12 protein-coding genes are annotated in these 10,122 nt (G+C 72.9%); 8 read left to right on the plus strand and 4 right to left on the minus strand.

Annotated elements, in window-relative coordinates; translation table 11 throughout:
* The first annotated feature begins 72 nt into the window (after positions 1-72).
* From dhaK to ACI2L3_RS15560, 3 genes are read left to right on the plus strand one after another with little or no spacing between them, the layout of a single operon-like run.
* On the plus strand, positions 73-1,065 hold the full coding sequence (gene dhaK, locus ACI2L3_RS15550; RefSeq protein WP_404752883.1) for a dihydroxyacetone kinase subunit DhaK: 993 nt from the start codon (positions 73-75) through the stop codon (positions 1,063-1,065).
* Between the two features lie 2 nt (positions 1,066-1,067).
* Positions 1,068-1,724: a dihydroxyacetone kinase subunit DhaL gene (gene dhaL, locus ACI2L3_RS15555; protein ID WP_404752918.1), complete on the plus strand. Its 657-nt coding sequence runs from the start codon at positions 1,068-1,070 to the stop codon at positions 1,722-1,724.
* Positions 1,717-2,127, plus strand: a complete 411-nt coding sequence (locus ACI2L3_RS15560; RefSeq protein ID WP_404752884.1) for a PTS-dependent dihydroxyacetone kinase phosphotransferase subunit DhaM — start codon at positions 1,717-1,719, stop codon at positions 2,125-2,127. Before dhaL ends, ACI2L3_RS15560 begins: the two co-directional genes overlap by 8 nt.
* 1 nt (position 2,128) lies before the next feature.
* On the opposite strand, the gene ACI2L3_RS15565 is transcribed toward ACI2L3_RS15560, so the two are convergent.
* The 3 genes from ACI2L3_RS15565 to ACI2L3_RS15575 all read right to left on the minus strand — a co-directional run bounded on the left by ACI2L3_RS15565 (position 2,129) and on the right by ACI2L3_RS15575 (position 4,984).
* Positions 2,129-2,989 (minus strand): phenylalanine 4-monooxygenase, encoded by an 861-nt coding sequence (locus ACI2L3_RS15565; protein ID WP_404752885.1) that lies wholly within the window; start codon positions 2,987-2,989, stop codon positions 2,129-2,131.
* Between the two features lie 70 nt (positions 2,990-3,059).
* The gene (locus ACI2L3_RS15570; RefSeq protein ID WP_404752886.1) at positions 3,060-4,256 is read right to left on the minus strand and encodes a glutamate--cysteine ligase; all 1,197 of its coding nucleotides are present in this window, start codon (positions 4,254-4,256) and stop codon (positions 3,060-3,062) included.
* Positions 4,253-4,984 carry a glycoside hydrolase family 75 protein gene (locus ACI2L3_RS15575; RefSeq protein WP_404752887.1) on the minus strand — a complete coding sequence of 244 codons (732 nt, stop codon included), beginning with the start codon at positions 4,982-4,984 and terminating at the stop codon, positions 4,253-4,255. Before ACI2L3_RS15575 ends, ACI2L3_RS15570 begins: the two co-directional genes overlap by 4 nt.
* Positions 4,985-5,165: 181 nt before the next feature.
* Between ACI2L3_RS15575 and ACI2L3_RS15580 the strand changes: the two genes are divergently transcribed.
* Entirely contained in the window at positions 5,166-6,164 is a 999-nt protein-coding gene (locus ACI2L3_RS15580; RefSeq protein WP_404752888.1) for a fibronectin type III domain-containing protein, read from the plus strand.
* Positions 6,165-6,185: 21 nt separating this feature from the next.
* Here the strand turns inward: ACI2L3_RS15580 and ACI2L3_RS15585 are convergent, their stop codons facing one another.
* A complete protein-coding gene (locus ACI2L3_RS15585) occupies positions 6,186-6,758 on the minus strand; it encodes a PadR family transcriptional regulator (RefSeq protein WP_404752889.1) in 573 nt (190 codons plus the stop codon).
* 118 nt (positions 6,759-6,876) lie between these two features.
* On the opposite strand from ACI2L3_RS15585, the gene ACI2L3_RS15590 reads away from it, so the two are divergent.
* From ACI2L3_RS15590 to ACI2L3_RS15605, 4 genes are all read left to right on the plus strand, one after another.
* Positions 6,877-7,308, plus strand: coding sequence for a nuclear transport factor 2 family protein (locus ACI2L3_RS15590; RefSeq protein WP_404752890.1), 432 nt, complete (start codon positions 6,877-6,879; stop codon positions 7,306-7,308).
* A 173-nt stretch (positions 7,309-7,481) separates the two neighbouring features.
* On the plus strand, positions 7,482-7,985 hold the full coding sequence (locus ACI2L3_RS15595; RefSeq protein ID WP_404752891.1) for a hypothetical protein: 504 nt from the start codon (positions 7,482-7,484) through the stop codon (positions 7,983-7,985).
* 145 nt (positions 7,986-8,130) lie between these two features.
* Positions 8,131-8,916, plus strand: coding sequence for a sugar phosphate isomerase/epimerase family protein (locus ACI2L3_RS15600; protein ID WP_404752892.1), 786 nt, complete (start codon positions 8,131-8,133; stop codon positions 8,914-8,916).
* A complete protein-coding gene (locus ACI2L3_RS15605) occupies positions 8,913-10,031 on the plus strand; it encodes a Gfo/Idh/MocA family protein (protein ID WP_404752893.1) in 1,119 nt (372 codons plus the stop codon). Before ACI2L3_RS15600 ends, ACI2L3_RS15605 begins: the two co-directional genes overlap by 4 nt.
* Positions 10,032-10,122 lie beyond the last annotated feature (91 nt).

Below are 10,122 nucleotides of genomic sequence, written 5' to 3' on the forward strand. Positions count from 1 at the left end.
CCGGCCATACCCACTCCGACCAGCAAAAACGCAGGCGGAGGAGCTGCCTGCCAACCTTCCCAGGAGGCACGCATGAGGATGCTGATCAATGTCGCCGAGACCGTCGTCGCCGACGCGTTGCGCGGGATGGCCGCCGCGCATCCCGAGCTGATCGTCGACGTCGAGAACCGGGTGATCGTGCGCAGGGACGCGCCCGTCGAGGGGAAGGTCGCTCTCGTTTCGGGTGGTGGGTCCGGGCACGAGCCGTTGCACGGCGGGTTCGTGGGGCCGGGGATGCTGTCGGCGGCCTGTCCGGGTGAGGTGTTCACCTCGCCCGTGCCGGATCAGATGGTGCGGGCCGCGGCTGCCGTGGACAGTGGCGCGGGCGTGTTGTTCGTCGTGAAGAACTACACGGGTGACGTGCTCAACTTCGACATGGCCGCGGAGCTCGCCGAGGACGAGGGCATCCAGGTGGCGAAGGTGCTCGTCAACGATGACGTGGCGGTCACCGACAGCCTCTACACCGCGGGGCGGCGCGGCACCGGCGCCACCCTCTTCGTGGAGAAGATCGCGGGGGCCGCCGCCGACGCGGGCATGCCGCTGGAGCGGGTCGAGGCGATCGGGCGGCAGGTCAACGAGAACACGCGCAGCTTCGGCGTCGCGCTCACCGCGTGCAGTACGCCCGCCAAGGGCAGCCCCACCTTCGAACTCCCGGCCGGGGAGCTGGAGTTGGGCGTGGGTATCCATGGGGAGCCGGGGCGGGAGCGGCGCGCCATGATGACCTCCCGCGAGATCGCCGACTTCGCCGTCAACGCCGTGCTGGAGGATCTCGACCCGCGCAATCCGGTACTCCTCCTCGTCAACGGCATGGGGGCCACCCCGCTGCTCGAGCTGTACGGCTTCAACGCCGACGTGCAGCGCGTCCTCGTCGAGCGCGGCGTGCCCGTGGCCCGTACCCTCGTCGGCAATTACGTGACGTCGCTCGACATGGCCGGGGCCTCGGTGACGTTGTGCCAGGTCGACGAGGAGCTCCTGCGGTTGTGGGACGCGCCGGTGCGGACGCCCGGGCTGCGCTGGGGGGTCTGACCGTGCTCGACGCCGACTTCTTCCGCCGCTGGCTCACGGCCGCCGCGGCCGCCGTCGACCGCGCGGCCGACCGGCTCACGGAGCTGGACTCGCCCATCGGCGACGCCGATCACGGCAGCAATCTGCGGCGCGGCTTCACCGCGGTCGTGGCCGCCCTGGAGAAGGAGGCCCCGGACACGCCGGGCGCCGTGCTCACGCTGGCGGGGCGGCAGCTGATCTCGACGGTCGGCGGCGCGTCGGGCCCGCTCTACGGCACACTGCTGCGCCGCACCGGCAAGGCGCTCGGCGACGCGGCAGAGGTCGACGAGGCGCGGTTCGCCGAAGCCCTGCGCGCCGGGGTCGACGCGGTGGCCGCGCTCGGCGGCGCCGCACCCGGTGACAAGACGATGCTGGACGCCCTCGTCCCCGCGCTCGATGCCCTCGGCGCGCCCGACGACTCGTCGGGTGACACAGTCGGCGGCGCGTTCGGCGCGGCGCGCGACGCCGCCCTCCAGGGCGCCCTCGCCACGACGCCGCTCCAGGCGCGCAAGGGCCGCGCCAGCTACCTGGGCGAGCGCAGCATCGGCCACCAGGACCCGGGCGCGACGTCCTCGGCGCTGCTCTTCGAAGCGCTCGCCGAGACCGCGAGCGGCGACGCGTCGGAGGGCAGCCGTGACTGACGAACGGCTGGTCGGCATCGTCCTCGTGTCGCACAGCGGTCCCGTCGCCGAGGCAGTCGCCGCGCTCGCCGCGGGGCTCGCGGGCGGTGGCGCCACCGCACCCGTGGCGGCCGCGGGCGGCACACCGGACGGCGGGCTCGGCACCAGCGCGGAGCTGATCTCGGCGGCCGCCGCGCGGGTGGACCGCGGCGCGGGCGTCGCCGTCCTCACCGACCTCGGCAGCGCGGTCCTCACCGTGAAGGCGCTGATCGCCGAGGGCGACGAACTCCCTCCCGGCACACGGCTGGTGGACGCCCCGTTCGTCGAGGGCGCGGTGGCGGCCGTGGTGACCGCGTCGGCCGGCGCCGACCTCGCCACGGTCGAGGCGGCGGCGACGGAGGCGTACACCTACCGGAAAGTCTGAGCTACCCGGGGTTCTCGTCCCTCACCCCGGTCAGATACCTGCGGAGAACCTCCTCGAGGTCACCGAAGGATTCGGCGCAGAAGAGGACCGGCTGGTAGCCGGTCACGACGTACGGCTGGTTCTGCATGGCGGCGGTGTCCAGCGGCCGGATGTCGGCCCGGGCGATGTTCTCCAGCTCTCCGCAGGAGGACAGCAGGCTGGCACCGCACGCCTTGACGTCCCCGTCCTCCCTGACGAGTCCGGTCTCCATGGTGAACCAGAAGACGTTCGACACGGCACCGACGGCCTCGCGGGTGGACAGCCGGCGCACGGTGTGGCCGAAGAGTTCGTAGATGTCGGCCCACCGGTCGTGCGCCAGGGCGGAGCCGTGACCGATGATCTCGTGGATCATGTCGGGTTCGGGGGAGAAGTGCGGCAGCGAGGGATGCCGGATGTACTGGGTCGCCTGGAAGCGGCGTTCCGCGAGGGAGCTGTAGAAGTCGCGCGGCGCGAGCATGCCGGGTGCCGGGCTGAACCGGGCTCCCGTGCACTGCTGGATTCGGGCGGACGCCTCACTGAGCTGCGGCAGTCGGTCGGCGGGCAGTTGCAGGCGGCTGATGCCTTCGAGGAACTCCTGGCAGGCGAACTTCACGTGCAGGTCCACGAGTGACGTGGTGACGGTCCGCCATACAGCGTCTTCCTCGGCGGTGTAGGCGACGTCGGGGGCCGGCGCTCCCGCGGGGGTGCGGAACGCGGCCTCGGCCATCGCGACCCGCCGGTCGTGGTAGGCGGCGTCACGGTGGCCCGGGTGGTCGGGTGGAAAGACCACGGACACCTTGCCGTCGACGTTCTGCACGTCCGGGTAGCCGAAGGCCTGTTCCATGGGTGACCACAACCCCTTAGAGCCTGTCTCTGAACCCTCGACAACCGGTTCGGTCGCCGGAGTCCCAGCGTCAGCGTCCCGGCCCGGCCTCGCCCGACGTGTGGCCCGAACGGGTGAGCCGTGGGGTGCCGGACGGCCGTGTGCCGGAGCCCGGCGCCGTCCCGGCCGTGCGGTCGGTCAAGTCGTCGACCACGTCCCGCAGGTCTTTCCGGCGCTCGAAGGCCGCTCGCTGAGCCGTCGCTCCGCCGCCCTGCCTGCACCAGCGCCGCAACACGCCGCACACCCGCTCCAGTTCGCCGTACTCCGCCAGCACGGGCCGCGCATGGCGCACCAGCTGTTTCACGAGCTCGTGCACGGGAAGCAGCCGCGCGCTGTGCGCATCCACCCCGTGGCCGCGCAGGCCGTCGCGCGCCGCCCGCCAGTACGCGGTGCTCAGTGACGTCTCGGGCAGCCTGGGGCCGGGGTCCCCCAGCCTCACCCGTTCCAGGGCGGTGACCACCACGGCCCGGATCAGGACGGCGAGCACCGCGACCACCTCGGCGTCGGCGACGCTGTCCATCACCCGGATCTCCACGGTCGGCAGGTGCGAGCACGGCCGGACGTCCCAGAAGAGCATCCCTTCGTCGACGACCGCCCCGGCCTCCAGCAGGTCGGCGGCGACCCGGTCGAAGTGGTCCGCGGAGGTGAAGTACGGCGGCGGCCCGAACACGGGCAGGGCGTGCGCCACCATGGTCCGCCAACTGGCGTAACGGGTGTCGCGCTCCGCCCAGAAGGGAGAGTTCGCCGACAGCGCGACCAGCACCGGCAACCACGGACGCAGATGGTTGCCGACCAGCACCGCCTCCTCCCGCCCCGGGACCTGGACGTGGACGTGGGTGGCCGAGATGACGGCGCCCTCGGTCCTGGCCCGGAACGTGGTGCGGGCGGCGAGATAGCGGGGATCGTCGCGCAGCGTCGCGGCGCCCCGCGCGCCCAGCACGGGGGTGCCGGAAGCGTGGATCCGGAGCCCCTGCGCACCGGCCGCCCGGACGAGCGCGCCCCGCATCGCGGTGAGATGACCGTGCAACTGCTCCATGGTGGAGCACGGCGGAGTCTTGGCCTCGACCTGGCATTCCATGAGCTCACCGGAGCACCGCTCGCCCAGCAGAGCGGTGGCTCCCGGCAGGATCCGCGAGGCACCATCGGCCAACGCGCGGCTGTCGGCGGCCGTCAGGAAGTACTCCTCCTCCACCCCAAGCGTCGGCCGTGCCCCGTACGTCACTGTCATGCACCCACCGTTCCCGCCACGAACCGCCGCGCCACCGCGTCACCCTGCGCGACCGCCGCCTCGTGGCTCTCGATCGGTGTCGCCTTGGCGTCCTTGAAGAAGATGTACGTGACGTCGGAGCTCGCGCCGCCCGTTGCCGGGTCCGGGCGGATGCCGAGCGCCCGGGCCGTCGCGTACGACGCCTCGCCGATGAGGTCGGTGGGGCCCGTGTCGCCGACGACGGCGTACTGGACCTGGTCGCCGTGGATGACGGCGGCGACGGTGCCGCCCGTGATGCCGTGCTCGGTGTGGTTCCAGCGGGGGCCCGGCTGGGGCACGACCACGTAGGGCAGGAGTTCCGCGTTCAGGTGGCGGCCGTCGGACTGCTGGTACGTCGTGGTGGGGAGGAACAGCGGGTCGGTGCGGCGGTTGCAGGCCTCGGTGGGCTGTCCGTCGCAGTCGATGTCCATGTCGGCCTTCCAGAAGACCGCGTCCGGTGTCCCGCACACGGGGACGGCCTCGGGCGCTCCGACGTCGGTGCGGTACTTGCCCTGCGAGATCTGCTCGCAGTCCTTGGTCCTGGCCAGCAGGTCGGCGGCCCGCACCGTCCCTTCCCGGACCGGGTGGGTCTCCGCACCTGCCGCGCCCCGTGCCGCCGCGGGATACGAGGCGGGGGCCAGCAGGGCGACCGCGGCCGCCGCCGCGGCGACCAGGACCGTCGTTCCCGAGGCTGTCGTTCTGATGCGCACAGGGAAGAACCCTTCATAGAGGGAGGGGCGGGGCGACTCACGGACATATCCCAGTTTGTGCACCGCCGTACGCCCCGCGCGTGCGATCAGGGACCGGACGGGGCACGCCCACCCCTTGATGTGCTCTCGTCACCTGTGTCAAATAGGTCCGGACCAATGCCGTCGAGTGGAAGGCAGCACCGTGCGACGGACCCCCCGGCTGTCCACCCCCCTGACCCTGCTGACGGTGACGGCCGCGACCGCGGCCACGCTGAGCGGCTGCGCATGGGGCGGTGGCGGCGGCACCGAGGACACCAGGCCCCCGGCGGCGCCCCGCGGCCTCACCGTGCAGGCGGGCAGCTCCACCACCGCCCACGTCATGTGGAACCAGGCCACCGACGACACGGAAGTCACCGGGTACGAGGTGTACCGCGGGGCCAAGAAGGTCAAGGAGGTGCCGGGCCGGGACCACATGGTGGACGTCGTCGGCCTGAAGCCGTCCGCCACGTACACCTTCACCGTCCGGGCCCGCGACGCCGCGGGGAACGTCAGCGAGGACAGCAAGGAGCTCTCGGTCACGATGCCCGCCGCGGCCGCCGAGGACCGCGAACCGCCGGCCCGGCCCGGGCGGCTGACGGGCGAGGCCGAGGGGAGCCGGGCGGTGATGCTCTCCTGGAGCACGTCGTCGGACGACAAGAAGGTGGCCTCGTACGAGATCTTCCAGGGCGGCTCGAAGATCCACAGCGTGGGCGGCAGCCAGACCGCGACGCTGGTCACCGGGTTGCGGCCCGGCACCGACTACACCTTCACGGTCAAGGCGCGCGACGCCGCCGACAACTTCTCGCCCGCGAGCCCCGCGGTACGCGTCACCACGGCCGCCGGCGACGGCAAGGGATCGGGACGCGGCACCGCGCCCACGGACTTCCGCGCGGGCACGCACCGCGCCGACGGGGCGTACTACATCGACCTGAAGTGGACACCGCCGCGCACGGGTGGAGCCGTGACGGAGTATCAGATCCAGCTGGACGGCCGCACCGCGACCTCGCTCGTCTTCGGCGGCACCGCGCCGCGGGACGAGGCCGAGCACAGCTTCTACATCGGCAGGGAGGCCGGGGAGCGGCACCGGGTGCGGCTCCGCCCCAAGCTGCCGGACGGGACATGGGGCGGCTACTCCCCCGAGCGGACGGTCACCACCGGCTGAGCCACCGGCCGGCCCTGGGGCTCAACTCCGCCGGCGCGCGGCGGCTTCCCGCTCGCTCAGCAGGGCCGCCGCGCGCCGGCACCAGTCGCGGGACTCGCGTTCGAAGGCGAGCCCGCGCAGACAGGTCAGATAAGGGCCGACGCGCTCGCTGGTGCGCAGGAACTCCGCCTCGTCCGCGTCGCCCCGCAGCTGTACGAGCAGCTTCTCCAGGACGTCGATCTTCGCGTCGGCGACCGCCGCCCGCTCCGTGAGCTGCTCGATCACTGGCCCGGCGGCGACGCCGTCGACGGCCTGCACCTTGACCAGCAGGTCGTCGCGGATGAAGGACGGCTTGGCGGCCCGCGCGGCGAACCGCTCCATCTCGGCGAGGCCGTCGTCGGTGACCTTGAACAGCCGCTTGTTGGGCCGGCCTTCCTGGACGACCTCGCGCCCGGCGATCAGGCCCTCCGTCTCCAGCTTGGCCAGCTCGGCGTAGAGCTGCTGGGGCAGCGCGTGCCAGAAGTTGGCGACGCCGATGTCGAAGCCCTTGGCCAGCTGGTAGCCGCTGTACTCGCCGTCCAGCAGTGCCGCGAGCACCGCGTGCCGCAGAGCCATTTCCCGGGTCCCCTTCCCTCCGGCCGCCTCGCCCCTCATCATAGTCACCGATCTGACTACTCACATTCTTGACTGCGTTCTCTGCGTTCTCTGCGTTCTCTGCAGCTCGGGAGGAAACATGACCCATCCCACCGCCGCGCGCTTCCGCGCCCTCGTCGAGCGGCGCGATCTCGCCGCGCTGGAAGAGCTGTTCACTCCGGACGTCCGGCTCTACAGCCCGGTGAAGTTCACGCCCTTCGAGGGCCGCCCCGCCGTGCTCGGGCTCTTCGGCGTGCTGCTGCGGACGTTCGAGGACTTCCGGTACGTCGGCGCGTACACCGGCGAGGCGCAGACCAGCGCCGACGGCGGCGAGGCGGAGTCGGACGTGCTGCTGTTCCGCACCACCGTGCACGGGAAGGAGGTGCACGGCATCGACCTGCTGCACTTCGACGAGGCCGGGCGGATCAAGGAGTTCACCGTGATGGTGCGCCCGCAGTCCGCGGTCCAGGCGCTCGGGCAGGCGGTGTACGAGGGGCTGGTCGCGGACGGCCTCGTGCCGGCCCCCCGCTGACACCTCTGCCGGCACACCTGCGCCGGACGAAGGATTCCGTCACCTGCCCGGCGGCCGTCCGCATGCGGTCGCCGCTCGCGGCACGTTGGCTCTTCGTCAGGTAGCACGGGCGTTCCCCGACTCTCGGCGGCGCATGGGTTGTACCGCCTCCCGTGTCACCGGAGGGCAGACTCATGCGTACTACTCAGATATGTGTCCGTACCGGCCTGACCGTCGCCGCCGCCGCGCTGCCGCTGATACTGGGTGCCCCTTCGGCGTCCGCGGCCGACGATCTCACCGTCACCGCCACCGGCTCCACGGTGCGGGCCACCACCGCCGCATGTCCCGACGGCGGCACGGCCTCGCTCATGGGCGCCGCCAACGCCAGCTTCGCCGGAGGCAAACAGGCGGCGCTGGTCAACGGGAGCGCTTCCTGGCAGAACGTCGGCGCCGGTTCCTACACGGTGCTCGTCTCCTGCAAGGACGGCACGCAGGTCGGGCCTCGGACCGTCACCGTCGGCACCACGCCGACGGCCTCCTCGACGACCGCGCCCGCGCGCGGCGTCCGCGGAGGGATCGGGGGCGGTTCCGAGGACCGGAGCACGATCACGCTCGCCACCGGCGGGGCCCTGGTGGCCGCGGCCGCGGTCGGCGGCGTCTGGTTCCTGCGCCGCCGGGGAGCCGCCGGCCGCCCCTGAGCGAGGGCCGCGGCCGGCCCGGCACCAACCGAGCGCCGCCCGCCTGTCGGTGTGACAGGCGGGCGGCGTTCGCATGCCGAGGCACCCTTGCCGACCCCACCGAACCGCCTTACCGTCCTCCCAGCCGACAGGGGAGGGCGCGTTCATGCCACGACCGCTCAGCGTTCAGCTCTACACCGTGCGCGACCAGCTCGTCGCCGACCGGGAGGGAACCCTGCGCCGCCTCGCCGGTCTGGGGTACGGCGCGGTGGAGGCGTACGACGTGCTCAGTGATCCGAAGGGGCTGCGCCGCGTCGTCGAGGAGCTCGGGCTCACCGTGTCCGGTACGCACGCCGTGCAGTTGCTCGGCCCGGAGCCGGGGCCCGTCCTCGACGCGGTGCGGACGCTCGGGACCGACGTCGCGATCGTCCCCGCAGGCATCCCGCCCGCGGAGTTCACCTCCCGCGACGGGCTCGCGCGCACGGCCGACCGCCTCAACTCCCTTACGGAGGTGGCCGGTCGGCACGGGGTGCGCATCGGCTACCACAACCACTGGTGGGAGATCGAGCCCCGCTTCGGCGCTGACGGGGCGGGCGAAGCAGGTGCGGCGGAGGGCCCGCACGCCCTCGACGTGCTCGCCGGACTGCTCGACCCCGCCGTGTTCCTGGAGGTCGACACCTACTGGGCCGCGGTCGGCGGCGCCGACGTCCCGGCCCTCCTCGGCCGTCTCGGCGACCGGGTGCGGGCGCTGCACCTCAAGGACGGGCCCGGCACCAGGGAGGACCCGAACGTGGCGGTCGGCGGCGGCACCATGCCGGTGCCGGAGATCCTCGCCGCCGCGCCGGACGCCTGGCGGATCGTCGAGTTCGACTCCTGCGCGGGCGGCACGGACACCCTCTTCGACGAGCTCGCGGCCAGCCGCATCTACCTCACCTCGCTGGAGGCGGCATGACTGCGGCACCCGTCGGCTCGGGCCCGGTCGGCGTCGCCGTCGTCGGCGCGGGCGTCATCAGCGCCGAGTACCTGCGTACGTTGAGCGGATTCCCGGACGTCCGGGTCGTGGCCGTCGCCGATCTCGACGAGGAGCGGGCGGCCGCCGCGGCCGTCACCCACGGCATACCCGTGTCGGGCAGCCTCACGGAGGTGCTCGCGCTTCCCGAGGTCGAGCTCGTCGTCAATCTCACCGTGCCCGTCGCGCACGCGCAGGTGGCGACGGCCGCGCTGCGCGCGGGCAAGCACGTCTACGGCGAGAAACCCATCACGCTCGCCCCGGGCGAGGCGGAGAAGGTGCTCGCCGAGGCGTCGGAGCGGGGGCTGCTGGTGGGCAACGCGCCGGACACGTTCCTCGGTGCGGGGTTGCAGTCGGCGCTGCGGGCCGTGAGGGCCGGGCACATCGGCGCGCCCGTGGCGGCGACGACCGTGACGCAGGGCATGGGGCCCGAGGCCTGGCACCCCGATCCGGCGTTCTTCTACCAGCCGGGCGCCGGGCCGCTCTTCGACCTGGGCCCCTACTATCTGACCTCGCTCGTCGCGCTGTTCGGCGGTGTGGAGCAGGTGGCCGCGACGGCGGCCCGCGCGCGCGAGGAGCGGATCGTCGGGTCGGGGCCGAAGGCGGGCCAGGCGTTCCCCGTCGACGTACCGACGCATCTGTCGTCGCTCATCCGGTTCGCCTCCGGTGTGCGGGCCGCCTCGACGTTCAGCTTCGACTCGGCGCTGCCCCGCATCCGCTTCGAGGTCACCGGGACCGAGGGCACCCTGGCGGTGCCCGACCCGAACACGTTCGGCGGCCCGCTGAAGCTGCTGCCCAACGGCTCCGGCGAATGGTGCGAACTGCCCGTGCGGGGGCGGACCGACGGCCGCGGCCTCGGCGTGGTCGACATGGCGCGCGCCCTGCGGAACGGCACCGCGCACCGGGCGTCCGGCGCGCTCGCGCTGCACGTCCTGCAGACGATGACGGCGATCGCGCGCTCGGCGGAGCGGTCGGAGTTCACCTCGCTCGCCACACAGCTCGTGCCACCGCGGCCGCTGCCCGAGGACTGGGACCCCACGGAGGCGACACTCGACTAGGGCCTGTCCGGCGGATCATGCCGCGGGGCGCGGGGTCTGGCACTTCCCCAAGCTCTCGGCTTCGCTCGAGCAGGGGAGACCCCAACCCTGC

The sequence above is a fragment of the Streptomyces sp. NPDC029674 genome (genome assembly GCF_044903205.1).
GTDB lineage: Bacteria > Actinomycetota > Actinomycetes > Streptomycetales > Streptomycetaceae > Streptomyces.

What these genes read in the sequence shown, in the direction of transcription:
- ACI2L3_RS15570 (WP_404752886.1), bottom strand. Translation starts at nt 4,256, where the DNA reads ATGACAGTGACGTACGGGGCACGGCCGACGCTTGGGGTGGAGGAGGAG.
- ACI2L3_RS15565 (WP_404752885.1), bottom strand. Translation starts at nt 2,989, where the DNA reads ATGGAACAGGCCTTCGGCTACCCGGACGTGCAGAACGTCGACGGCAAG.
- ACI2L3_RS15590 (WP_404752890.1), top strand. Translation starts at nt 6,877, where the DNA reads ATGACCCATCCCACCGCCGCGCGCTTCCGCGCCCTCGTCGAGCGGCGC.
- ACI2L3_RS15605 (WP_404752893.1), top strand. Translation starts at nt 8,913, where the DNA reads ATGACTGCGGCACCCGTCGGCTCGGGCCCGGTCGGCGTCGCCGTCGTC.
- dhaK (WP_404752883.1), top strand. Translation starts at nt 73, where the DNA reads ATGAGGATGCTGATCAATGTCGCCGAGACCGTCGTCGCCGACGCGTTG.
- ACI2L3_RS15585 (WP_404752889.1), bottom strand. Translation starts at nt 6,758, where the DNA reads ATGGCTCTGCGGCACGCGGTGCTCGCGGCACTGCTGGACGGCGAGTAC.
- ACI2L3_RS15600 (WP_404752892.1), top strand. Translation starts at nt 8,131, where the DNA reads ATGCCACGACCGCTCAGCGTTCAGCTCTACACCGTGCGCGACCAGCTC.
- ACI2L3_RS15595 (WP_404752891.1), top strand. Translation starts at nt 7,482, where the DNA reads ATGCGTACTACTCAGATATGTGTCCGTACCGGCCTGACCGTCGCCGCC.